This is a genomic window from Actinacidiphila sp. bgisy145 (assembly GCF_057708125.1).
Genome location: NZ_JBYIRL010000006.1, coordinates 30,097 through 52,714 on the forward strand (window position 1 = coordinate 30,097; position 22,618 = coordinate 52,714).

A 22,618-nucleotide genomic window follows, 5' to 3' on the forward strand; every position below is an offset into this window, starting at 1 on the left:
CGGCGGTCGCCGGGCGCCGACCCGACAACGTAAGGAGGCCGCCCCATGGCAGCCGTCACAGGTCAGGGCACGACCTACAACCTGCCCAACTACCACGGCCAGCTCTACCAGGTCACCCCGACCGAGACGCCGTTCCTGTCCGCGATCGGCGGCCTGACCGGCGGCCGGCGCACCAAGAGCGTCGAGTTCGAGTGGCAGACCATGGACCGCCGCAGTTCCACCGCCGGCAACACGGCGCTGGAAGGCGCGGCGGCCCCGACCGGCACCGCCCGGTCTCGCGCGAACGTCTCGAACATCGTGGAGATCCACCAGTCCGCGGTCGAGGTGTCGTACACGCGACAGGCGGCCACGTCGCAGTACAACGGCATCAACATCGGCCAGGACGACAACCCGGTCACGGACGAGCTGACCACGCAGATCATGGCCGAGCTGGAGGCCATGGCCGTCGATGTCGAGATGTCGTTCCTGTCCGGCGTCTACAACAAGCCGACCGACAACACCACGAAGCGGGCCACCCGCGGCATCCTGTCGGCGATCACGACCAACGTGAACGCCAACGGGGGCACCGCCCGCGCGATCTCCAAGGACATCATCGACGCGACGCTGGCGACGATGTTCGGGAACGGGGCGCGGCTCACCCAGGACACCACCGTCCTGATGTGCGGCCCCGGTCAGCGCGTTGCGGTGAGCAATGCCTACGCGACTCCCACCCTGAACCAGCCCACCCAGTCCCGGACCGTCGGCGGTGTCGCCGTCGACACCCTGGTCACCGATTTCGGCACGTTCGGCCTGATGACCGACCGCTGGATGCCCGCCGGGCAGATCGCGGTCCTGGACCTGTCGGTGTGCGCTCCGGTGTGGCTGGAGATCCCCGGCAGCGGTCTGCTGTTCGCCGAGCCGATCGCCAAGACCGGCGCCTCGCAGAAATGGCAGTTGTACGGCGAGGTCGGCCTGGAGTACGGGCCGGAGAACTACCACGGCCTGATCAAGGACCTGACCTGATGGCCGCCGCGAGCACCAACGCGGTGCGCTTCCTCAGCAAGTACGCCGCCCTCGTCCTCCAGGACGCCGAGGGCGTGTGGGCCCGCTTCGAGCACGGGGTGCTGGAGACCGCCGACGCCGCGGTCATCAAGCGCCTGCGGGCCCTGGACGCCGACGCGTCGGGGGTCAGCGAGGTCAAGGACACCCCCGCCGAGGACACCAAGTAGGAGGGGCCGTGGCCGACTTCGCGACCGTGGACGACCTGGCCGGGCGGCTGATCGGCCGCGACCTCACCGACGACGAACGGGCCAAGGCTCCGGCGCTGCTCGCGGACGCGAGCGCGATCATGCGGGAGCAGGTGCCCGACATCGACACCCGGCAGCCGGCCACCGCCGTCGGCGTGTGCTGCGCGATGGTGCTGCGCGTCGTCCTCAACCCCGAGGGGAAGAGGCAGCAGTCCATCGACGACTACTCGTACACGACCGACTCGGCCCGCAGCTCGGGCGAGCTGTACCTGTCGGACCAGGAGCGCGCCCAGCTCCAACCGGCGGTCGGCGGCCGCGCGTTCAGCATTGTGCCGGGGTGCTCGCCGTGACCGCCGCGGACACCGCGGCAGCCGGCCGGGCGGCGGCCGAGCAGCAGATGACCGACGCCTGCCGGATCGAACGCACCGGCCCGGTGGTCACCAGCCAGGACGGCACGGACACGACGCCGACGACGCTGGTGTACGAGGGCCCGTGCCGGGTCAAGCCCGCCGGTACGGCCGCGGTGATCCCGAGCGCCACGGCGCCCTCGGAGACGTGGCAGTACAAGCTGTCCATCCCCTACGAGCAGGGCGCCAACGTCCGGTCGAACGACCGGGTCACGATCACCGGCTCGCAGGACCCGACGCTGGCTGACCTGCGCTTGCAGGTCCGCAACATCGACCGCGGGACACACATCACGGCGCGCCGGATCTGGTGTACGGAGGTGAGCCGGTGAACGGCATCGTGATCGTCGGCCTGGACCCCCTCATCGAGGACTTCGCGGGGTCGACGGCGAAGCTCGCGGAGAACAGCGCCACCGCGGCGGCGGTGACGGCCCGGAAGGTGCAGCAGAGCGCACGGGCCCGGGTGCGTGGCCGGAAGTACCTGCCGCAGTACCCGCAGAGCATCACCTACGACGTGCGGGCGACCCCGGTCGGTGTGGAGGCAGAGATCGGGCCGGACAAGGACCGGCCGCAGGGCCCGCTCGGGAACTTGGTCGAGTACGGCAGCTCGAAGAACGCGCCGATCGAGCACCTGGGCGTCTCCCTGGAGGAGAACGCCGAGGACTTCACCCGCGGGATCGAGATCGCGCTCCAACAGGCCCTGCCGTGAACGCCACTGACCGTCTGGTGGCCGCGCTGACCGCCGCCGGTCTGGCGGTCGGGGACGGCGAGCCCCGCAACGCGTCGGGCGCCCTGACGGGCCGGTACGTCGTGGTGCGGCCGCGGATGGAGATCCGAGGCGACGGCACCGCGGCGGACCCGAATGCCGACCGGTCGCCCGAGGTTCAGATCACCGCTGCGGGCCCGAGCAGGCTCGCCGCGGACCAGGTCGCCGAGGCTGCTCGGGCGGTCGCGCTCGGGCCGCTGGAGGCTCCGGACGGGTACGCGTGGCTCCAGGCCGCGGAGTACGTCACCGGCACCGGCACCAGCCCCGAGGCCACCACCGACCCCACCGCGCCCGAGGCCCCGACCTTCTTCCGGGTCGACGTCTACCGGTACTTCCTCACCCCGGCCTGAGCGCCGGCCAACCCGTCTGGAGGTGGTGGGCGTGACCACGCCTGCCGACGTAACCCCCGCCGATTCCCCCGACGACCCGAACCACACGCCGTATGAGCGGGTGCAGATGGTCAACCCCAGCCTGCCGGACATCGCGCCGGTCAGTGTGACGTGGATGGCGTTCACGATCATCTGGCAGCCGCGCGGGTGGGTCCTCTACACCCCGCCGGACGACGGCTCCGGCACCGATTCGACCGACCCGACCACGCCGGACGCCCCGGCCGACCCCCAGGAGCAGTGACATGGCCCGCTACGGGACAACCGGAAACATCAGCGTCTTGTTCGCGACGACCATCGTCGACATGGCGGCGCCGACCGTCGCCGAGGTGACGGCCGCCGTGAACCTCACCCACCACATGACGAGGGACGGCTTGAAGACGCCGTTCACGGGCAACACCATCGACGCCTCGGACGCTGGCTCGCGCTTCAACAGCACGGCGCCGGGCACCTACGGCGGTGACGCGCTGGAGTACACCGGCCACCGCGACTCCAAGTCCACCGGCGACCTGGCGTGGACCACATTGGAGTTCGCCACGTCCGGGTTCCTGATCGTGGCGCGTGCCGGCTTCGGGCAGGACGCGACCAGCGGCCTCGGCACCCCGGACGGCACCCCGAAGGCCGGCGACCGCTGCGAGGTCTACCCGATCACCGTCATCTCGCGCGCGCCGGCGGACACCGCCGACAACGAAACCTCGAAGTTCACGGCGCAGGCCGCGATCACGGCGGAGCCCGCGCAGGACGCGGTCGTCGCGGCGGGGAGCTGACCTTGACCGAGCAGACCGAGGTACCGGCGACGTTCGCCGCCGCCCCGAAGACCGCACCCGAGGAGCCGCTGCGGCTCAGCGACGTGCGGGCGAAGATCCAGCGCCCCCGTGTGCAGGTGCCGATGCACCTCGACGCGGAGCTGGCCGGGGAGATCGCCCTGGCCAGCGACGCCCTGGAGCGGGCCGTCGCCTACGACGAGACCAGCAACGAGCCGGACACCGCGCCGGCGCTGGCGCGGCACCTGCGCGACCTGGAGAACCGGGCCGAGGATAGCCGCGTCGTGTTCGTGCTCCAGGCGTTGCCCCACCGCGTCTACCAGAAGCTCGTCGGGGAGCACCCGCCGACCGACGAGCAGCGGCAGGAGGCCGCGGCCGCCGGTGGGGACGCGCCGCCGTTCGACGCGGAGGCCCTGGCGCCGGAGTTGGTGCGTAGGCAGCTCGTCTCTCCGGTCATCGACTCCGACAGGGAGTTCGACCAGTTCTGGGATGAGTTGTCGGACGGGCAGATGCAGCAGATCTGGATGAGCGCTCAGGCCGTCCAGACGGGGGTCACTGACCCGGGCCCAAAATCCGAGACCGCATCCGACATTCTGCGGCGCTTCGGGACCACCTGAGCTACGCCGCGGCCCACGGCATCCCGTACAGCGAGTTCATGGGTCGGGTGCCGGGGCCGGGTGAGCCTCGGTGGACCGAGGAGGACACCGCGCTCGCGGTGGAGTGGACCCGGCTCCAGGCGGAGACGTGCGGCGGCTGCGGACAGCCCCTCACGGACTCGATGGACGAAGCCTCCGACTGGGAGCTGCACAAGCTCACCTGCTTCGCGTGCGAGACGAAAGAGCGCGCCGAGCAGGCCGCGGAGAAGCCGCTCCCCGGCCGCAAGCTCTCCGTCACCTTCGCCGGACGGCGGCCCGTATTGCCCGACTGACCAGCACGTAAGTAGGGGGTGGTCGTCGTGGCGGACCGCACTGTCCGGGTACGGCTCCAGGCCGACCTGGGGACGTACACCACCCAGATGACGCGGGCCACCACGAGCACCGCCCGCTTCGGGGAGGTCGCCACGGCGGCCGGCCGCGGGGTGCGGGTGCTGGGCGCGGACTCGGATGCTGCGGCGGTCGGTCTGGCCGCAGCGGGCACCGGGGCCCGCGCGGGTGCGACGGGGCTGCGAGCGGCGGAGACCGCGGCGGCCTCGGCTGGCCGCGGGCTGGCGGCGGCCGGCACGGCGTCCCGGGGGGCGTTCGCGACGATCCGCAGCGGGGCGTCGTCCGCTCTCGCCCCGGTCAAGTCGCTGGGCCTGCTGCTGGCCGGCGGCTCCCTGATCTACGGCATCCACAAGATCGTGGAGCAGGGCAACGAGTACAACGACTCGATGCTGAAGTTCTCCGAGGTCACCAGGGCCTCGGGGGCGCAGATGCAGTCCGCCGGCCGGGAGGCGCAGGCCCTCGGCGCGGACATGAAACTGCCGAGCGCGAATGCGGCCGAGGCCGCCGACGCCATGGTCGACCTGGCCAAGGCTGGCTTGGGTGCCTCGGACGCGATCAAGGCCACCCGGGGCACGATCCAGCTCGCTGCTGCTGCTCGAACTGATGTCGCTACGGCGGCGCAGATCGAGGGCGACATCATGGACCAGTTCGCCCTCAAGTCCACCGAGGCGACGCACGTCGCAGACGTCCTGGCGAATACCGCAAATTCGGCGTCCGGCCAATTGGTCGACCTGTATTATGCGATGAAATATCTCGGGCCGACCGCCCATTCATTGGGTATCAGCCTGAATGACGCGGCGACCGCCGTCGGTTTGCTGGGCAAGAGTGGAATTATCGGCGAGACTGCCGGTACGTCCCTGCGCGGGGCGCTGGTCAATGTGGCCAAGGCGACGCCGCAGATGAAGAAGGGTCTGAAGGAACTCGGCATCCAGGCTTTTGACAGCCAGGGCCAGTTCAAGGGCCTTGAGTACATGATCACCCAGCTCCACACGGCGCAGGAGCATTTGACGCAGCAGCAATTCACCTCTGCTGCGGCGATGGCCTTCGGGAAACCGGCTCTTAGCGCGATGACTGCGCTGGCACATCAGGGTGGCGAGGCATTCGAGCAATTCGGCACGCAGGTGGGCCGAGTTGGTGGCGCAGCGAATATTGCGGCGGCCGAATCCAAGGGTCTCGGCGGCGCGATGCGCGGCCTCGGAAAGCAGATCAGCAGCACGTTCTTGCAGGTGTACCTGGGGATCTCCCCGGTGCTGGAGAACATCACCCGAGACATGACCTCTTCGGTGTCCTCCGCGATCCCCTACGTCAAGAGGGGCATCAAGACCGCGGGTGATCTGTGGACGCTGTACGGGCCGACGGTGGAGTCCCACCTGCATTCCGCGGAGGCCGGGATCGGGCATGCCGCGGCTGGGATCGCCGCGCCGCTGCACCAGGCCCTGGTCGGGGTCGCGGTGCACGATGCCGGGCTGGCGGTCGTGTCGGTGAAGGCCGTCGACAAGGCCCTGCGCAACGCGGGATCGGCGGCGGTGCCGCTGGAGAGCGGCCTGAAGTCGGCAGCCACGTCGGTAACGGGCACGTCCGGCGCAGTCGGTGTGCTGTCCGGGCGCCTGGAGGCCGCTGTCGGCTGGGCCGGTGACCTGACCGGCGTGCTGAAGCCGATCGCGTCCGTCGCCGGCGGACTCGCGCACGACTTCGCGGCGCTCCCCGGACCGATCCAACTCTCCGTGATCAGCATGCTGGCACTGCGCCCGTTCCGCGGCCAGATCACCAGCATGCAGAACGCCATCGTGGGCTACGGGCGCCGTGGTGTGTCCGCGGTGCGCGGGGTGGGCGATGCCCTGCGCTACCAGCAGACCCTCGCTGCGAGCTCCGGCTTGGCCCTGACCCGGTTCGGTGCCGGCATCGCAGATCTCCAAGCCCGGTACCCGGTGATCCGCGACATGGGCACCGCCTTCCGGACGACGTCGTACAACATTCAAAACTCGAACGGCATGTTGTCGTCCTTCCGCGGACGGGTGACGTCGGTGCAGAGTGCCGTGGTCGGCTTCGGTCAGCGCGGCGTGTCGTCGTTCCGCGCGTTCGGGGACGAGGTCCGTCTCCAGCAGAGCCTGGCGAGCAGCGAGGGTGTGCAGCTGACCCGGATGGGTGGCACGTTCGCCGCGCTACGGAGCCGCGTGCTGGTCGCCAGCGCGGGCCTCTCGTCCTTCCGCGGGGCCGTCGGCGGCACTGTGGCCGCACTGGGTGTGGGCGCCAGTAGGGGCCTGATTGGCGCCGGCCGTAGCCTGGTGTCCTTCCTGGGCGGCCCCTGGGGCATCGCAATCGCCGGGGCCATGATCGGGCTGGACCAACTCGCGAAAAAGCACCAGCAGGCCGCGCAGGCGGAGGCCGATCACCAGCAACGCATCTCCTCCCTCGCGGAAGCCATCCAACAGTCCAACGGAGCGATCGACGCCAACGTCCGGGCGACTGCGGCGCAGACCCTACAAGACGCCAAACTCAAGGACGGCAAGACCGCCCTCATGGACGTCATGGACAAGTCCGGCGTCAGCCTGACGCAGCTCACCGACGCGTACCTCGGCGGGTCGAGCGGCATGGACAAGTTGATCGCGAGCGTCAGCGCGACGGCAGCCGCGACCCTTAAGGCCAAGGGCCCGATGGACGCGACCACTCAGGCGCAGGTCAAGGCGTTGCAGGCGCTCAAGGACATGTCCGGCGAGGTCCCGGACGCGATCAAGAAGCAGAAGGACCTCGCGGCAGCCACCAAGGCCGGCGGGACTGCGGCCGACGGAGCGAACTCGCCGACGTCGCGCCTCCAGGACGCGATCTCGACGCTGGGCGACTCGTCCTCGGACGCGGCCACCAAGGCGAGCGCACTGCACACCGCCCTGGACCTGCTCAGTGGCGGTGAACTGGACGTCCAGGCCGCCGTCGCCGACATGAACCAGTCGGTCCTCGACCTCAACTCCACCTGGAAGGACGGCGTCGACAAGTCGAAGGGCTGGAAGGACCAGCTCTTGCAGGTCGACGGCAGCCTCAACACCACGTCGGAGAACGGGCAAGACCTCTTCAACAAGCTCCAGGCGCTCAACCAGAGCACCGCGAGCGCGGCGCAGTCGACGTATGACTACGCCAACGCGAACGGGGAGTCCAGCACCGCGTTGAAGCAGGCTGAGGCGCGGATGCAGACGGCCTACGACGCGGCGGTGAAGGCTGCGAAAGGGTTCGGACTGACGAGCGATCAGGCGCAGGTTTTGGCAGCTCAGATGGGTTTCATCCCCTCGAACCTCGTGTTGACCATGTCCACGCCGGGCCTGTCGCAGACCGAGAAGGACCTGCTCTACGTGCAGGGGCTCGCGGGGCACCTGCCGAAGGGCAGCAGCATCAAGGTCACCGCGCTGACCAGCGAGGCCACGAAGGACATCGAGGCCATCGGCTACAAGGTCACCACCCTGCCGGGCGGCCGGCAGATGGAGATCACGGCGCCGACGGACAAGGCCGCGAAGGCGCTCGACGCGCTGATCGCGAAGAAGATCCCGGCGAAGACGGTCACGGTGAAGACCGTGACGGACCCGGCCATCGCGGACTTGCAGGCGGTGCAGGACAAGCTCACGGCGACGAAGGGCAAGTCGGTCACCGTCAAGGCCCTGACCGCCGACGCCCAGAAGGACCTGAAGACGCTCGGCTACAAGGTCACCACCCTGCCGAACAAGAAGATCCAGATCTCGGTGCCGACGTCGCAGCAACAGGACGCCGTCGACAAGCTGAGGGCGAAGATCGCCGCCCTGACCTCGAAGACCGTGACGCTGACGGTGCGGCAGCAGGTGACCGCCGGGAAGCTCAGCAGCCAGGCCGCGAAGAACATCATCGAGACCAACTCCAACGGGTCCGTGCGGGCCCGCGCCTACGCGGACGGCGGCACCGAGGACCACACGGCGCAGATTGCTCCGGCAGGCGCGTGGCGGTTGTGGGCCGAGCCTGAGACCGGCGGCGAAGCTTACATTCCGCTGGCGCCCCCCAAGCGCGAGCGGTCCCGGGCCATCGCCGAGGAGACCGTGAAGCGGCTTGGCGGGAAGGGCATCGCCTGGGCAGCTGGCGGCCTGTCGGCGTTCGCTGACGGCGGGTTCACGTACACCCCGGGCCTGGTCAGCGTCGGTACGGACGACCCGAGGGCGCGGTTCGACAACCTCGTGGGAGAGCTTCGGGACGCCTGGTCGACCTACCAGCAGGCGGTCAAGGATCTGGCCGCGGTGAAGAAGGACAAGAAGTCCACCGCCGCAGAGAAGAAGTCGGCGCAGGCGGCGGTCTCCTCCGACCTGGCCAAGGTCAAGTCCCTTGACTCCCAGCTCGGCCTGCCGTCTGGCAGCGCGCCGCCGTCCACGCTGAACCTCAAGGCGTACCAGAAGCAACTGGCCGACAGCGTCGCCGCGACCACGAAGTGGCGCGCCAACCTGGCGAAGATCGGTGCGAAGGGGGGCTCCGAGGTCGAGCAGCTGCTCGCGGACATGGGTACGGCCGGGTACAGCCTGGTCAACCAGCTCGCGGGCGCGTCGACGGCCCAGTTCAACGCCATCGTGGCCAACCTCAAGAAGTTGGATGCCACGGCGCAGGCGTCGATCGCCGACTACACCCAGCAGATGACCACCGCCAACACGGCCAACAAGGCGTTTCAGCAGAATCTGTTGAAGTTGGCGGCGATGGGCGACACGGCGCTGGCGAGCCAGTTGGCATCACAGGGCGACGATGCGGCGGTGGCCGTCGCGGCGGCCGCAGTGAAGTCGACATCAGCGGCGGCAGCGGCAAACAAGGCCGCGGCCGCGAACGCCGCCCTGCTCAGCAGCGACGACCTGTCGAATGCGGTGACGTTGCTCGGGGTGCTGCGCTCGAAGCCCGGCGCGGGCATCGCGGACGTGATCGCCGCCGGGCTGGACTGGGCGACGATCAGCGCGCTCGTCCCGAAGATCGCGAGCCAGATCAAGGCCGTCAACGGCAGCGCGAACTTCGTGGCGCAGGTGCGGGGGCAGGGCGTGGCGATGGCCCGCGGCGGCATCCTCACCCAGCCCACCAACGTCCTGGCCGCGGAGGCGGGCAAGACCGAGTCGTGGATTCCGTGGGACTCCACCACCCGCTCCCGTGCGCTGCTGGCGAGGACCGCAACCGCGTTCGGGTACCACCTGACGCCGATGACGGCCCGGGGCGGCGGCGGGCAGAGCGTGCAGCACATCCACAACCACCGCTCGGTGACGCTCAACGGCGCCAAGCAAACCGCCGCTGAGCAGGCCGCGGACATCGTCCGGCACATGTCGTTCGTCGGCTGAGGGGAGACGCGATGGCCGGGTTGCAGCCGGGGTTCCAGTTCTCCCAGCTCCAGATCGAGCTGGGAGGACTGCGCCTCGGGCAGGTGGACGACGCGGGGGTGCACTGGCATTGCGCGACGCTGGACGGCTGGGAGAGCCCGGACGTGCGGCAGACGCTGACGGAGCGGGAGGCGGATCACGGCGCCTACGCCGGGCCGGTGTACCTGTCCGAGCGGGTCATCACCCTGGCGGGCAAGGCCGTCTGCCCGGACTACCCGACCACCTTCCAGGTGATCGAGCAGATCAAGGCCGCGGCTGGCCTCACTGACACGCTGCTGACCGTGTACGAGACGACCGCCCGGCAGGCGACCGTCCGCCGCTCCGGGAAGGTGTTGGCGCAGCGGCTGACCGACCGGGTCGTGGACTGGAGCGTTCAGGTCACTGCGGCTGATCCGCGGCTGTACGCGGTCACGGAGACCTCGGCAGTCCTGCGCCTGCCGTCCGTGTCTGGCGGGTTGACGTTCCCGATCACGTTCCCGATCACGTTCCCGGCGACCGTGGTGGTCGGCGACATGGCCGTGGTGAACGAGGGGTCGTTCGAGACTCGGCCGGTGATCACCATCGCGGGGCCGGTCAGCCAGCCGCAGATCACGGTGACTGGCCCGGACGGCTCGACGGCGATGCTCACCTACGGCGGGGACATCGCCGCCGGGGACGTCCTGGTGCTCGACACGGATGCGCACACCGTCCTCTACAACGGGACCGCCAGCAGGCGTGCCCTGTTGGTCGGTTCGTGGCCGGTGCTGCCGCCCGGCCAGTCGCTCGTGACCTTCCGCGCGGCCGCGGACAGCCCGGCCGCCACCTGCACCATCACCTACCGCTCAGCTTGGATGTGAGGCCGTCGTGACGATCACCGCTTTCCCGATGAACGCCGCCAGCGGCGCCCCGTCCTACGCATCACAGATCTTCCGCGACAGCGTGGCCGCGCTGCTGTCGCCCGGCGCCAGCGGGCTCCAGGTGCAGCAGGGCGTTCGCCCCGGGCCCGGCCTGGACGTGTCGGTGTCCGGTACCACGGTCACGATCTCGCCCGGTGTGGCCGTCATCCAGGGCGGCAGCTCGACCGCGCAGGGCCCGTACATGCTGGTGTCGGACGCTGCGGTCACCAAGACGCTGACGGCCGCGGACGGCACCAACCCGCGGATCGACCTGATCTACGCCCGCATCCAGGACACGGACGCCGACGGCTCCGGGGCCCGGGCCGGCGACATCCTCTACTACGCCGGCACCCCCGCAGCTTCCCCGGTGGCGCCGACGCCGACGCAGCCGTCCTGGATTCCACTGGCCACCATCACCGTGCCCAAGAGCGGCGGCGGCTCTGCGGTCGTCTCCACCGCCACGCGCGCGTACACCGCGGCCGCGGGCGGCCTGACCGTCGGCGCGGTGGCCCCGCCCAGCCCCTACACCGGGCAGCTCTGGGACTCCGGGACCGGCACGCAGCGCTGGGACGGCACCCAGTGGCGGTACCTCGCTTACACGCCCGTGGCCAACACCCAGCAGGCATCGCCGCCCTTCAACACCACCGGCGCGTTCACCGACTTCCTCGCCGCGTCCTGGGCGCCGATCACCGTCACCGTGCCCCCGTCCGGGATGGTGCGGGTCACGATCAGCGCGGACATCACCAACACCAACACCAGCACATCGACCTGCCACGCGACGTGGCGGGCGTCCGGCGCCCTCACCGTCGCGGCCGGCCCGTACAACAGCCTGACGGTGTACGGCTCGCGGCTGGCCGGGTCGCGGACGCGTCTGCTCCAGGGCGCGACTGTCGGCGCCGCGCTGACGATCACCCCGCAGTGGAACATCTCCTCGGGCAGCTCCAGCACCGCGGCGCTCACCGGCGGCACCCTGGAAGTGACCCCCATCGCATGACCGGTCAGCCTGTGATCCTCGACTGGTACGGGTGTGACCTGCGCTCCGGGCAGATCACCGAGGAGCTGCGCGGCCTGTCGTGCTCGCAGCCCCTCACCCGCAAGCTCGGGGAGTCAACGACCGGTTCGCTGTCGCTGCCGCTCGCGGGGGCGCCGCCGTCCTGGGAGGCCGCCACCACTCCGGGCCGCACGATGCTCGTCTGCGTGGACCGGGCCACCGGGCAGCCGATCACCGCGGGGATCGTCACCACCCGGGAGGGCGGCACCGACGCGACCCTGTCGCTCGGGATCGTCAGCCCCGAGGCGTACTTCGACCGCCGGTACGCGGCGCCGATCGAGGCGTTCGGCCTGGACCAGGCCGTCATCCTCACCACCACCGGCGCCCCGCTGCTCGTCCAGGGACCGCCGTTCGTCTTCGACGCCCCGGCCACCGGAGTGACGACGACCTACGAGGTCGCGGACGGCGACGACCGCACCATCCTCTCCGTCTGGCAGGACCTCCTCGACCAGGACGGCGGCCCCGAATGGACCGTGGACGTCGCCTGGAATGCCGCGCAGAACGGGTTCACGCTGCCGGTCCGGGTACGCGGCGCGAACGGCATCGGCCAGGTGACCACGGCCCCGATGGCGGTCTTCGACCTGCCCGGCTGCATCTCCAGCTACACGCTGACCGAGTCCTACGAAGCAGAGAAGGGCGCCACCTCGGTCCGGGCCTACGGCGACGGCGAGGGCGACGCCCGCCTCCACTCCGACGACTACACCGCCGACCAGCTGCTGGCCGCCGGGTACGCCCTGTTCGAGTACCGGTACACCCCCGCCAGCGCGACCACCGACCCGGACGCCCTCAACGCCAGTGCGGCCGGGACGCTCGCCGCGATGGCCCCGGGCAGCACCGTCTGGTCGGTGACCGCCACCGCCAGCGCCGCCCCGCGTCTCGGCACCGACTTCGCCCTCGGCGACTCGGTCGGGGTGCAGATCACCACCTCACCCCGACATCCCACCGGCGCGTCCACCGTGGCCCGCTGCTGGGCCTGGCAGCTCGACCCGGGCGCCGACACCGTGCAGCCGATCCTCATCGACGACGACTCCGAGGAGACGTAGATGCCCCGCAGGACCGACCAGTTGCCGCCGGACGCGACGACGCTCGCCCGGCGCATCGCCGCCCTGGAACGGGCGGTGCGCGAACTGCGGGCGTCCCGCCGCACCTCCTACGCGGACATCGGCGGCGGCACGACCGTCATCACCGGCACCCGCATCCAATCCGCCGCCGACGGCGCCCGCGGTGTCATCGACGCCGACGACGGCAGTATCCAGATCTACGACGCCGACGACCACCTCACCAACTACATGGGCGGCGCGGACAACACGATCTGGAACCAGGCCGGATGGGACGATGACGGCACGCCTGACGGCGAGTTCGTCGCCATGTGGATCGGCAATTTCGTCCTGGGTGTCGGCAACAGCCAAGACATCGAGCTGGGGACTGCCGGTCTGCTCGGGGTCCTGGGTGTGGGGTTCGGGGCGGTGTGGCAGTCGCCGAGTGACGCCGCTCAGGGCATGGACATGAACGCCTTCGTGCGCCTGATGGCGGGCAGCTCGACGGCGACCACCGGCACCACCAGCTATCCCGCGATGCAGGTCGACGGCGATGTGGCCGTGCAAGGCGCCGTCGTCAAGCAGTCCACCACCTGGGACCCGGTCGCCTACCGATACGCGCCGGTGACGTGGCAGACGCCGACCTGGGCAACCGGCTGGGCGTCCGGCGGCACCCTCGGCGGCAACTCCACGTTCCGCGGGCTCCAGTACCGGCTGACCGCCGAGGACGAGGTGTGGGTGTACGGCGCGGCCGTCGCCTCGTCCGGCGCGGGCACCACCGTCACCACCCTGCCGGCCGGGTACCGACCGCCCACGAACAAGCGGTGCCTGATCCGTGCGTACTTCTCCTCGGGGTCCGGGACACCAGTGTCCGGGTGGGCGCAGGTCACCGAGGCCGGCGTCATCAACGTCAGTTCGAGCTTGTCCGGGTGGACCGTCGCGGCCGGTACGCAGGTCTTCCTCGACGGCCGCTTCCCCCTCGGCAACATCCCCTAACCGCCCTGGAGGGCACCTTGACCGTCAAGGGCATCGACGTCGCGTCGTACCAGTCCAGCACCTTCTCCACGTCCGGCCTCGCCTTCGTGTGGGTGAAGTGCACCGAGGGCACCGGCTACGTCAACCCGCGGTACTCGGCGCAGATCGCGCACGCCCGCGCTGCCGGCGCGGTCGTCGGCCACTACCACTTCGTGCGTCCGGGCTCGATGTCGGCGCAGCTCGCCTACTTCCTCGCGCACGCCGACCTGCGGGCCGGGGACATGCTGTGCCTGGACTGGGAGGACACCGGCGTCAGCTGTGCGGACAAGGACACCTGGATCAAGGCCGCGCAGGCTAAGCAGCCGACTCACCGGGTGCTGCTCTACTGCAACCTCGACTTCTGGCTGCACCGCGACACCACGTCCTTCGCCGGTGACGGCCTGTGGATCGCCGACCCGTCCGCGACAGCCGGGTCCCCGCGCATCACGCACCCGTGGGTGATGCACCAGTACTCCAGCGCGGGCGGCACAGACCGCAACGTCGCCGCCTTCGCCGACCTCGCCGCGCTCAAGGCGTGGGCCAACAAGACCACCAGCAGTAGCACCGAGGAGGACACGTTGACCATCTCCGACGCCGACGCGAAGAAGATCGCCGCAGCCGTCATCGCGTGCGACGCCGTACCGGCCGCCCGACCGCCCTACGCGAACGACGACTACGCGAAGGGGAACACCACCTGGACGCTCGGCTACTCCGAGCAGACCTCGAACGAGGGCATCCGCAAGGCGCTCGACGGAATCACCAAGCTCACCGCGCAGCTCGCGGCGCTGTCGTCCGTCGTCGCCAAGCTCGCGTCCGGCGGCGGCATCACGGCCGAGCAGGTCCAGGCCGCGGCCGAGGCCGGCGCCCAGGCCGCGCTCGCCGAACTGGGCGACCGTCTCCAGGCCCCCGCCACCGACGCCTGACCCCCAACCCACCCCAGCAGAAACGGAACTTCACCATGAACAAGCGCTTCGTGCTCGACCTGATCGAGCGCACCGCCGCCACCTACGTGGAGGGCGTGGCCGGCCTGCTGCTGGCGAACTCCACCGGCCTGCTCGACCTGGGTGCGGACAAGGCTGCGGCCGCCGCCGCGCTGCCGGCCGCGCTCGCGGTCATCAAGGCAGCGCTGGCCGGCAGCGTGCTGTCCGGCGGCACCGCGTCGGCACTGCCTGCCAGGGCCGAGCCGGTCACCGCGCCGGAGACTGCGGTCGAGCAGGCCCCTGCCACCCCGGCGAGCGCGTGACCCCGCAGGACCCCGGGGTCTACATCAGCTCGTCGCAGATGTACCAGGAGATGAGGTCGCTGCACGACGCCGTGTCCCGGGTGGAAACGAAGCTGGACGGTCTGCGGGACGGTGCCGCCGAGATGCGCGCCGACGTGTCCGACCATGAGGCGCGCCTCCGGTCGCTGGAGCGGTCCCGCTGGCCGCTCCCAACGATCGGCGCGCTCGCCGGAGTTGGCGGTGCGATCGCCGCCGCAGCAGCCCTGCTCCAGCACTGAACCCCCTGCCCCCGCCCGGCCCTCGTGGCCGCGGCGGGGGCTTTCGTGCGTTCAGGGCTCGAGCGCTGTCGTCAATCTGACGCGAATCCTCGAGGTCTGCTCCCCCTCACCGCAGGGCCTCGATCGCCCTCACAACCAGCGCCCGCGCCTCCGCCCCGTACACGGCCTGCTGGTGAAATGCGGCGAAGGCCCGCACGTACTGGTCGACTTCGTCGGGAGCTGTGATCTTCACCGACGCGGACAGCGGCTCGTGGTCGACCCGGTCGTCATCGAAGACGGTGAACGTCTCGATCGGCCACATGCTGCGCGGCGCGGCGAAGGGGATGATGCCCAGCGAGACCGCGGGCAGGTCCATCGCCGACAGCAGGTAGCCGAGCTGGCCGGCCATGACCGAGGCGTCGCCCAGCTGGTGGTGCAGCACGCTCTCCTCGATCACTATGGCGAACTGCCTGCCGCTCTTGCGGATGATCTGGGAGCGCTCGACGCGGGCGGCTACCGCCTCGTCTACATCGTCGGGCAGGCCGCGGAACACGGCGATCGAGCGGAGCAGCGCGGCCGCGTAGCCGGGCGTCTGTAGGAACCCGGGGACGACGTTCGAGCAGTAGACCCGGAAGCGGGTTGTGCGCTCGTACAGCGGCACGGTGGCGCGCTGAAGCTGCCGGAGCCCGGTGCGTTGAAGGCGGCGCCACTGGACATATGCGGAGTCGGCCTGACGGTTGGCGGCCACCAGGTCGGGGGCGAGAGCGTCTGCTCCGCACGCACGGCACCAGGCCCGGATGTCCTGGTCGGATGGTGCCGTGCGTGCGTTCTCGATGCGCCCTGATTTCGCCTCGCTCCACCCGCACCGGGCGGCGATCTCCCGCTTGGTGAGCCCCGCGTCGAGCCGGGCTTCCCGCAGGCGTGCGGCGAGCTGCTCGCGGGCGGCCTGGACACTGGACGAGGGGGACGTGGGCGGCATGTAGCGGTTCTACTGGATCTTGTACTCGTCGTGCGGGACTGCCTGGCTCCACACCTGCTCGAACGCGTTGCTGAGCTGAGCTGTCAGCTTGGGGTCGTCGGCCAGTTCATCGCGGACGTGGGCGCCGTCACCGGCGAAGTGGTGAACTCGGGCGAGCGTCCTGTCGAACAGCCAGAAGTCGTTCCCTGGCAAGAGCATGCCTGTGGTCTGGGATCGGGGCAGCCAGCGGACATCCTCCCCCGCCTCGACATTGGCGCGGGTGACGTAGTGCTCCCACCGGATGTAGTCACTGACCGGCTCGGACACCACCCGGGCTCGGCGAACAAGGACCCCGCGGGCGACGGCCGCCGCGATCGTGTCGTGGAACGGTCCCCACCATGAGGCCCGGGCTGCCCAGTCGACGCGGTGGCCGTCCTGCCACGCCTCGAACCGCGGGTTGCTGTAGTAGGTGTCCCGCGTCTCCAAGTGCACGGCGGATGCTGTCGCGCTGGCGATCAGGTCACTGAACTCCGGCAGCGGCATCGGCGGCCTCCCTGATGATCTGCGCCATACGGGCCGGGATGCGGACGACCGCCTCGGTGTCCGGCAGGGGGCCAGCGGCTCGGGCCTGCGCTTCGAGGTCGGGGCCAGCCTTCCAGCCCTGGATGACGATCTCCTGCGTCTCGTCGTCGACCCATACCGTCGGGCAGTGGTCCTTGTCGGTGTTGGGGTCGATGCCGATGAACTGTAGGGCCATGACGAACTCCCTCGTCGGGTTGCTTTCACGGACTTGCACCACGGTCCTTCCACCGTGATGCCCCGTCAAGAGGGCCTGAGAGTAAGGGACCTGGCCAGAAACTCGGGTGCAAGTTGGTGCAAGTTGATCGCGCGCGCAAGGGCCCGGGTCCTACCGTCGAGTTCCGCTCCTGTCCCACTGCACCGACGTGGTGGGGCGGGCAGCAGAAAGCCCCGCAACCGTCCGACCGGTCCGGGGTGCGGCCACGCCGGAAAGGGGCGCGACATGGGGACCTTACTGCACCCGCCCGCCGAGTGGGAGCTGACCGAGGCACAGCACGCGGCGCTCCAACTGCGGACCCTGCTGCGAGCGTTGGGAGCCCCGGAGGACCGCGTTCAGCGCGTCACCCCGATGGGCAGCCTCGCCGGCGACGACTACGTGTACATGCCGCCGCTCCCGATGGAGGTCGTTCAGCACCTCGTGCGGCTGCTGCCGGCGCCGCCCGAGGCGGAGCCCCATCGGTGAGCGCCTGGTGCCAGCTCGGGCAGCACTCCATGCCCGACCGGGAGATGACCCTGCTCCACTGGGAGGCCCAGCCGGGCGGCGGCTGCGAGATCCCCGTCTACGGCTGCACCACGCACGTCCGCGAGCACGGCGCTGTACCGCGCCTCGGCACCGGCGCCGCGTTCGTCGGCCGCCGGGACGCCGCGCCCATACGGCCCGGACAGCCGACATGAGCCGCCCGCTCACCTGCGCGACGACCACCTGCCTCGGACCGTCTCTGACCGACGCCGCCCTCCGTCTCGGCGCTGGCAGCCCCGTCACGCCGGGCGACCTCGTCGGGACGCCCACCTGCTACCTCCAGGCCCGGCACCGCGGCCCGCACTATGGGCTGGCGCTGGACCTGGAGGCGGAGGACGGCTCGGCGGTGTGGGCGGTGTGGCTGCACGGCGGCGGACCGCACCTGATCGTGATACCGGCCTGCCCGGGCCGGTCCGATACGGGCATGGACGTGTGCACCGAGCCGGACGGGCACGTCGGCGGCCACACCTGGCAGGTGAGAGACCCCCTGCTGGACGTGGCTCGCGCCCAGCTCGCCCGTATGTCCCTACCGGGCTCCTGACTGCCGCGGTTCCCCGTCCGCGGCAGGCCGCCGCCGGCGTACCCCCCGGCGACGGCCAACCGGCCCCGGTGTGCTGTCCACCGCACGCCGGGGCCACCCACCGCCCATCACCGAGGAGACGCGCATGGCCGACCCCGAGACCCCCACGCCCGGGCCTGACGAGGACGACGACATCAGCGACACGGCGTACCTCGGACGGGTCGCCGCCGACCCCACCCACGACGAGGAAATCCGCCTGATGGCCGCGGCTACGATCCGGAGACTGAACGGCGGGCAGCAGCAGTAGGTCCCGCCTCGCTGCCGCCCCGTCATCCGCGGGGCGGCAGCGGCGCGTCCGCGACCAGCTCGGCGAGCGGTACGTCGAGGGCGGCCGCGATGGCGAGGAGCCAGGAGAGGCGGGCGTCGGTTTCGGCCCGCTCGATCCTCTGCACGGTGCGTCGGTCGAGTCCGGTCCGCCGCACGATCTCGTCCTGGGTGAGGTTCGCGTGGAGTCGTAGGTGCCGGATGCGGTCGCCGATGACTTGGCGCTCGTCGGGGATCGAGGGCATTCGCCCACGGTCGAGGCGCGGATGATCATGTGTCTGCGCCGGTGCAGACGCTTTCTGTGATCATGATTGACCGGCGCTCGTCCGGGGTATCTCCCCGGGCGACCACCGCGAGTCAGCCCTGCGGCCCAGGTCAGACGCCGCGGGGCTAGAATCGCTGCGCGAGATTCGAACGTATGTTCACCCGATCGAGTGAACTACCGCCTCCCCTGCAACTCGTTGGACAGTGCAGTAGTCGTATTCAGCAACCCCCAGACGCGTCGGGGGCCGACCCGGGCGCCCCCAGTCGGTACCCCTGGCGCAGACCGGCCCTCGTCTCCATGGGAGACGGGGGCCGTGTCGTGGGTGTGGATGGGGCGTTGACCTGCGGGTCCGCCATGATCTTTTGGGAGAAATCTGGGAGACGCCTGGAGCGACACAGGTTCCAGCAGATTCCGGAAGAGGGTCTCCGGATTCCAGGCAAGACGAAGGGCCAAGTCCGGGAAATACTCCCTGACCTGGCCCTTCGTCACGTCATCGCTGATACACGGGGTGGGCGTGGACGGTTTCGAACCGCCGACATCCGCCTTGTAAGGGCGGCGCTCTACCACTGAGCTACACGCCCGCGGGATCTGCGACGACACAGGTTACCCCGGGGTGGGGCGTGCTCGGCAAGCGAGGCGTTCCGGGCGCGGCCGCGGATCGGTCGGGGGCCCGGCCACGGATCGGCCGGGGCCGTCCCGCGGGCCCGGGGCGGGTGGCAGGGGACCGTGTGTTCGGGCCGGGTGGGTGGGAGGATGGGCGGAAAGACGGTGAGCAGCGAACACGGGGAGAGAGAGTCACTGTGACGACGGCACGTTCGTGGTGGCGGCGCGGCGACGATCTGCGTGCGGAGGCCCAGGCCGCGAAGGACGCCGCGGCCCAGGAGTTCTACGACCTGGACACGGCCCAGCGGGACCTGGAGATCGCGATAGAGACGATCTCCGCGGTCGACGACACCCCGCAGGCGCGGCAGGCGCTGGACGGTTTCCGCGCCCTCGGGGAGAAGATCGACCGGGTCAGCGCGGCGTACATCGAGACGGTGGACGCCAACGACATCGACCGGGACGACCTGGACCACGCGGCGGCCTCACGCGCGGTGGCCGCGCTCACCCAGGCGAAGCACGAGCTGGCCAGCGCGAAGAAGGAGCTTGAACGCTACAAGTCCGGCCTCGCCCCGCTGCTCGACAAGGCCGAGACGCAGCTCGCCCAGCTCGCGCCGGCCCGGGAGCGCGCCAAGCAGTCGCTGCTCGCGGCGAGCCAGGCGCTGGACGCGGTGCGCGCCGCCGGGCTCAAGGCGGACGACCTCGCGGCCCGGCTGGCCACGCTCGGCCCGGAGCTGACGAAGCTCAACGAAGGTGCGAGCAAGCACGGCGTCCAGGCGACGGTCCGCCGCGCCGACGAGATGCGGCGCACCGCGGAGGCGGTCCGGGCCGAGGCCGAGCGGCTGCCCGAGCGGGCGAAGGAGATCGACAAGCGGCTGGTGTCGCTGCGCACCCGGGTGCAGGCGCTCGGCACCCGGGCGGAGGGGGTCGCTCCCGTGCTCAGCGAGTTGCGGCGGCGTTTCTCGACGGCCTGCTGGCAGGACCTGCAACAGGTGCCGGACCAGGCCGCGCAGGCGGTCCGGCGCGCCGAGCAGGCCCTCGCGGAGGCCCGCGCGGCGCGGGCGGAGCAGCGGTGGGCCGACGCCACCGCGCGGCTGGCGACCGTACGGGCCCAGATGGACGAGGTGGACGGGGCGGTGGCCGCCGCCGGGGATCGGCTGCGCCGGCTCAACGAGGTCAGCAAGGACCCGAGCGGCGAGGTGGAGAAGACGCGGTTCGCGATCCGTGACGCGCAGCGGCTGGCGATGCAGGGGCGCAGTACGCCCGAGCCGAGGCACGCGCGGCCGCTCGACGAGGCGGTGGCGCGGCTGGACCGGGCGGTGGGGGCGTTGCAGGGGCGGCACCCGGATTACTGGGCGTTCCTCACGGAGACGGCCGCGGTGCGGGAGACGGCGAACCGGGTGGTGTCCAACATCAGGGAGGACCGCGCGGCGGGGCGTTGAACGGACCCGCCGCACGGGTACGGGCCCCCACCCCGGGACCACCTGCCGGTGGACGGCTGCTCGCGCCGTTCCCCGCGCCCCTGGGCACGCCCGGGACCCACCCGGGCACCCCGACGCCACGGGGGTACGCACCCGCCGACACGCGACCACCCGCCGGTGAGTGGCTGGTCGCGCCGTTCCCCGCGCCCCTGGGCACGCCCGGGACCCACCCGGGCACGCCGCGGCGCCCCGGAGGGTCAGCCGCAGCAGCCGCCTCCGCAGCAGCCGCCGCCGGCTGCCGCGCCGGCTTCGCCGCCGCCGGAGGCGGGTGTGGAGGAGGAGGCGACGGAGACGGTGGAGAGGAGTTTGACCGTGTCGGCGTGGCCGCGGGGGCAGGGGGCCGGGGCGTCGGACTGGGACATGGGGCGGCGGAGTTCGAAGGTGAAGCCGCAGGCCTTGCAGCGGTACTCGTAACGGGGCATGGCTTCAGAGTAGCCGTCAGAGCCTGCGGGCGAGGGTGGTGCCGTCGGCGATGGTGAGGAGGACGTCGTCGACGCGGTCGTCGGCGCGTACGTGGTCGTTGAAGGCGCGGATCGCGGCGGCGCCGCCGCCCTTGGCCGGGTCGGTGACGTCACCGTGGAAGAGGGTGTTGTCCACGACGAGGAGGCCCCCGGGGGTCATGCGGGGCACCAGTTCCTCCCAGTAGTCGACGTAGGACCCCTTGTCGGCGTCGAGGAAGGCGAAGTCGATCCAGGGGCCGTCGGGCAGGGCGCGGAGGGTCTCGATCGCGGGGGCGATCCGCAGGTCGATGCGGTCGGCGACGCCGGCGTCGGCCCAGGCGGCGCGCCCGACCGAGGTCCACTCCTCGGAGACGTCGCAGGCGATGACCTGCCCGCCGGCGGGGAGGGCCGCGGCCATCGAGAGGGTGGAGAAGCCGGTGAACGTGCCCACCTCCACGATCCGGCGGGCGCCGGTGAGCCGGACCAGGAACGCCAGCAGGGCGCCCTGCTCCTCGGCGGTCTGGAGCCCGGCGACGTCGGCGTACTGCCGGTGCGTGGTGTCCACCAGGGCGCGCTGGGTGGGGCTCAGCGGCGGATTGTGCGCCAGGACGTACGCGTAGAGCTCCGGCGTGAGCTGCGGGTTCTTCGTCTCGTACAACGCTCGTCTCCCGTCGGGGGTGTGAAGCTCTGGCCTGACCCGGTCGGCGCTGGCCTAGGCTGGCCGGATGCTCGTCGATGACGTGGTCGCCATGGTGCCCAGCATTCCAGGTCGCAGGCTGCTGCTGGGGCTGGCCGGCCCGCCCGCCGCCGGGAAGTCGACGCTCGCGCAGCGGCTGGTCAGCGGGGTCAATGGCCGACTCGGCCCGGACACGGCGTCGTACGTGCCGATGGACGGGTTCCACCTGTCCAACGCCCAGTTGGACCGGCTGGGGCTGCGCGGGCGCAAGGGCGCGCCGGAGACGTTCGACGTCGACGGCTATCTGCACCTGCTGCGGCGCCTGCGCGCGACGCCCCGCACCGGGCCGGTCTACGCGCCCGGGTTCGACCGGCGCCTGGACGAGCCGGTCGCCGCCGAGCTGGTGGTGCCCGCGGCCGTACGGCTGGTGGTCACCGAGGGGAACTACCTGGCCGACGACGCGGACGGCTGGTCCGAGATCCGCGACCTGCTGGACGACCTGTGGTACGTGGACACGCCCCAGCGGCTGCGGGAGCGCCGGCTGCTGCACCGGCACGTACGGGGCGGGCGCTCGCAGGACGAGGCGGCCGCCTTCATCGCCGACAGCGAGCGGCCGAACGCCCGCCGGGCCGAGGCGGGCCGCGCCCGCTGCTCCCGCGTGGTCGCGGCGGAACGCGGCGCCTGAGCCGATCGCCGG

General features: G+C 71.0%; 30 protein-coding genes and 1 tRNA gene. 24 read left to right on the forward strand and 7 right to left on the reverse strand.

Features of this window, described 5'->3' with window-relative positions:
• Positions 1-45 precede the first annotated feature (45 nt).
• The 18 genes from AC3ERT_RS07480 to AC3ERT_RS07565 are packed head-to-tail and all read left to right on the forward strand — an operon-like array spanning position 46 to position 15,360.
• Positions 46-1,002, forward strand: a complete 957-nt coding sequence (locus AC3ERT_RS07480) for an SU10 major capsid protein (protein WP_435173292.1) — start codon at positions 46-48, stop codon at positions 1,000-1,002.
• Positions 1,002-1,208: a hypothetical protein gene (locus tag AC3ERT_RS07485; RefSeq protein ID WP_435173294.1), complete on the forward strand. Its 207-nt coding sequence runs from the start codon at positions 1,002-1,004 to the stop codon at positions 1,206-1,208. Before AC3ERT_RS07480 ends, AC3ERT_RS07485 begins: the two co-directional genes overlap by 1 nt.
• A gap of 8 nt (positions 1,209-1,216) precedes the next feature.
• Positions 1,217-1,576 (forward strand): Gp19/Gp15/Gp42 family protein, encoded by a 360-nt coding sequence (locus AC3ERT_RS07490; protein WP_435173295.1) that lies wholly within the window; start codon positions 1,217-1,219, stop codon positions 1,574-1,576.
• The gene (locus tag AC3ERT_RS07495) at positions 1,564-1,962 is read left to right on the forward strand and encodes a DUF6093 family protein (RefSeq protein WP_435173296.1); all 399 of its coding nucleotides are present in this window, start codon (positions 1,564-1,566) and stop codon (positions 1,960-1,962) included. The genes AC3ERT_RS07490 and AC3ERT_RS07495 overlap by 13 nt, the downstream gene beginning before the upstream one ends.
• Entirely contained in the window at positions 1,959-2,339 is a 381-nt protein-coding gene (locus tag AC3ERT_RS07500; protein ID WP_435173297.1) for a hypothetical protein, read from the forward strand. The genes AC3ERT_RS07495 and AC3ERT_RS07500 overlap by 4 nt, the downstream gene beginning before the upstream one ends.
• Positions 2,336-2,746 carry a hypothetical protein gene (locus AC3ERT_RS07505; protein ID WP_435173299.1) on the forward strand — a complete coding sequence of 137 codons (411 nt, stop codon included), beginning with the start codon at positions 2,336-2,338 and terminating at the stop codon, positions 2,744-2,746. Before AC3ERT_RS07500 ends, AC3ERT_RS07505 begins: the two co-directional genes overlap by 4 nt.
• A gap of 31 nt (positions 2,747-2,777) precedes the next feature.
• Complete coding sequence (locus AC3ERT_RS07510; protein ID WP_435173301.1) at positions 2,778-3,026, forward strand: hypothetical protein; 249 nt, start codon at positions 2,778-2,780, stop codon at positions 3,024-3,026.
• A gap of 1 nt (position 3,027) precedes the next feature.
• Positions 3,028-3,549, forward strand: coding sequence for a phage tail tube protein (locus tag AC3ERT_RS07515; RefSeq protein ID WP_488180725.1), 522 nt, complete (start codon positions 3,028-3,030; stop codon positions 3,547-3,549).
• Positions 3,550-3,551: 2 nt separating this feature from the next.
• The gene (locus AC3ERT_RS07520) at positions 3,552-4,163 is read left to right on the forward strand and encodes a hypothetical protein (RefSeq protein WP_435173304.1); all 612 of its coding nucleotides are present in this window, start codon (positions 3,552-3,554) and stop codon (positions 4,161-4,163) included.
• Positions 4,164-4,201: 38 nt separating this feature from the next.
• Positions 4,202-4,474, forward strand: a complete 273-nt coding sequence (locus AC3ERT_RS07525; RefSeq protein WP_435173305.1) for a hypothetical protein — start codon at positions 4,202-4,204, stop codon at positions 4,472-4,474.
• 27 nt (positions 4,475-4,501) lie between these two features.
• Entirely contained in the window at positions 4,502-9,844 is a 5,343-nt protein-coding gene (locus tag AC3ERT_RS07530; protein WP_435173306.1) for a phage tail tape measure protein, read from the forward strand.
• Positions 9,845-9,855: 11 nt separating this feature from the next.
• The gene (locus AC3ERT_RS07535) at positions 9,856-10,719 is read left to right on the forward strand and encodes a phage distal tail protein (protein ID WP_435173308.1); all 864 of its coding nucleotides are present in this window, start codon (positions 9,856-9,858) and stop codon (positions 10,717-10,719) included.
• A 7-nt stretch (positions 10,720-10,726) separates the two neighbouring features.
• Positions 10,727-11,752 (forward strand): hypothetical protein, encoded by a 1,026-nt coding sequence (locus AC3ERT_RS07540; RefSeq protein ID WP_435173309.1) that lies wholly within the window; start codon positions 10,727-10,729, stop codon positions 11,750-11,752.
• Positions 11,749-12,852, forward strand: coding sequence for a hypothetical protein (locus AC3ERT_RS07545; protein ID WP_435173310.1), 1,104 nt, complete (start codon positions 11,749-11,751; stop codon positions 12,850-12,852). Before AC3ERT_RS07540 ends, AC3ERT_RS07545 begins: the two co-directional genes overlap by 4 nt.
• On the forward strand, positions 12,853-13,842 hold the full coding sequence (locus AC3ERT_RS07550) for a hypothetical protein (protein ID WP_435173312.1): 990 nt from the start codon (positions 12,853-12,855) through the stop codon (positions 13,840-13,842).
• Positions 13,843-13,859: 17 nt separating this feature from the next.
• Entirely contained in the window at positions 13,860-14,783 is a 924-nt protein-coding gene (locus AC3ERT_RS07555) for a glycoside hydrolase family 25 protein (protein WP_435173314.1), read from the forward strand.
• Positions 14,784-14,818: 35 nt separating this feature from the next.
• Positions 14,819-15,103, forward strand: a complete 285-nt coding sequence (locus tag AC3ERT_RS07560; protein ID WP_435173315.1) for a holin — start codon at positions 14,819-14,821, stop codon at positions 15,101-15,103.
• Positions 15,100-15,360 (forward strand): hypothetical protein, encoded by a 261-nt coding sequence (locus AC3ERT_RS07565; RefSeq protein WP_435173317.1) that lies wholly within the window; start codon positions 15,100-15,102, stop codon positions 15,358-15,360. Before AC3ERT_RS07560 ends, AC3ERT_RS07565 begins: the two co-directional genes overlap by 4 nt.
• 106 nt (positions 15,361-15,466) lie before the next feature.
• On the opposite strand, the gene AC3ERT_RS07570 is transcribed toward AC3ERT_RS07565, so the two are convergent.
• From AC3ERT_RS07570 to AC3ERT_RS07580, 3 genes are read right to left on the reverse strand one after another with little or no spacing between them, the layout of a single operon-like run.
• Positions 15,467-16,318: a helix-turn-helix domain-containing protein gene (locus AC3ERT_RS07570; RefSeq protein WP_435173319.1), complete on the reverse strand. Its 852-nt coding sequence runs from the start codon at positions 16,316-16,318 to the stop codon at positions 15,467-15,469.
• A 9-nt stretch (positions 16,319-16,327) separates the two neighbouring features.
• On the reverse strand, positions 16,328-16,840 hold the full coding sequence (locus tag AC3ERT_RS07575; protein WP_435173320.1) for a DUF6879 family protein: 513 nt from the start codon (positions 16,838-16,840) through the stop codon (positions 16,328-16,330).
• Positions 16,818-17,054 carry a hypothetical protein gene (locus AC3ERT_RS07580; RefSeq protein WP_435173322.1) on the reverse strand — a complete coding sequence of 79 codons (237 nt, stop codon included), beginning with the start codon at positions 17,052-17,054 and terminating at the stop codon, positions 16,818-16,820. The genes AC3ERT_RS07575 and AC3ERT_RS07580 overlap by 23 nt, the downstream gene beginning before the upstream one ends.
• Positions 17,055-17,318: 264 nt before the next feature.
• Between AC3ERT_RS07580 and AC3ERT_RS07585 the strand changes: the two genes are divergently transcribed.
• From AC3ERT_RS07585 to AC3ERT_RS07600, 4 genes are all read left to right on the forward strand, one after another.
• Positions 17,319-17,558: a hypothetical protein gene (locus AC3ERT_RS07585; protein WP_435173323.1), complete on the forward strand. Its 240-nt coding sequence runs from the start codon at positions 17,319-17,321 to the stop codon at positions 17,556-17,558.
• Complete coding sequence (locus AC3ERT_RS07590; protein ID WP_435173325.1) at positions 17,555-17,770, forward strand: hypothetical protein; 216 nt, start codon at positions 17,555-17,557, stop codon at positions 17,768-17,770. The genes AC3ERT_RS07585 and AC3ERT_RS07590 overlap by 4 nt, the downstream gene beginning before the upstream one ends.
• Positions 17,767-18,156 (forward strand): hypothetical protein, encoded by a 390-nt coding sequence (locus AC3ERT_RS07595; protein ID WP_435173327.1) that lies wholly within the window; start codon positions 17,767-17,769, stop codon positions 18,154-18,156. The genes AC3ERT_RS07590 and AC3ERT_RS07595 overlap by 4 nt, the downstream gene beginning before the upstream one ends.
• Before the next feature lie 124 nt (positions 18,157-18,280).
• Entirely contained in the window at positions 18,281-18,442 is a 162-nt protein-coding gene (locus AC3ERT_RS07600; protein ID WP_435173328.1) for a hypothetical protein, read from the forward strand.
• Positions 18,443-18,464: 22 nt separating this feature from the next.
• Here the strand turns inward: AC3ERT_RS07600 and AC3ERT_RS07605 are convergent, their stop codons facing one another.
• Together AC3ERT_RS07605 and AC3ERT_RS07610 are read right to left on the reverse strand one after the other, a co-directional pair.
• A complete protein-coding gene (locus AC3ERT_RS07605; protein WP_435173330.1) occupies positions 18,465-18,704 on the reverse strand; it encodes a helix-turn-helix domain-containing protein in 240 nt (79 codons plus the stop codon).
• Positions 18,705-19,233: 529 nt separating this feature from the next.
• Positions 19,234-19,305 (reverse strand) — tRNA-Val (locus AC3ERT_RS07610).
• 219 nt (positions 19,306-19,524) lie between these two features.
• Between AC3ERT_RS07610 and AC3ERT_RS07615 the strand changes: the two genes are divergently transcribed.
• Positions 19,525-20,766: a hypothetical protein gene (locus AC3ERT_RS07615; protein ID WP_435173331.1), complete on the forward strand. Its 1,242-nt coding sequence runs from the start codon at positions 19,525-19,527 to the stop codon at positions 20,764-20,766.
• Positions 20,767-21,002: 236 nt separating this feature from the next.
• Here the strand turns inward: AC3ERT_RS07615 and AC3ERT_RS07620 are convergent, their stop codons facing one another.
• Both AC3ERT_RS07620 and AC3ERT_RS07625 read right to left on the reverse strand, forming a co-directional pair.
• Positions 21,003-21,227: an FmdB family zinc ribbon protein gene (locus AC3ERT_RS07620; protein ID WP_435173333.1), complete on the reverse strand. Its 225-nt coding sequence runs from the start codon at positions 21,225-21,227 to the stop codon at positions 21,003-21,005.
• A gap of 16 nt (positions 21,228-21,243) precedes the next feature.
• Entirely contained in the window at positions 21,244-21,903 is a 660-nt protein-coding gene (locus AC3ERT_RS07625) for an O-methyltransferase (protein ID WP_435173334.1), read from the reverse strand.
• Positions 21,904-21,970: 67 nt separating this feature from the next.
• Between AC3ERT_RS07625 and AC3ERT_RS07630 the strand changes: the two genes are divergently transcribed.
• A complete protein-coding gene (locus AC3ERT_RS07630) occupies positions 21,971-22,606 on the forward strand; it encodes a nucleoside/nucleotide kinase family protein (RefSeq protein ID WP_335981075.1) in 636 nt (211 codons plus the stop codon).
• Positions 22,607-22,618 lie beyond the last annotated feature (12 nt).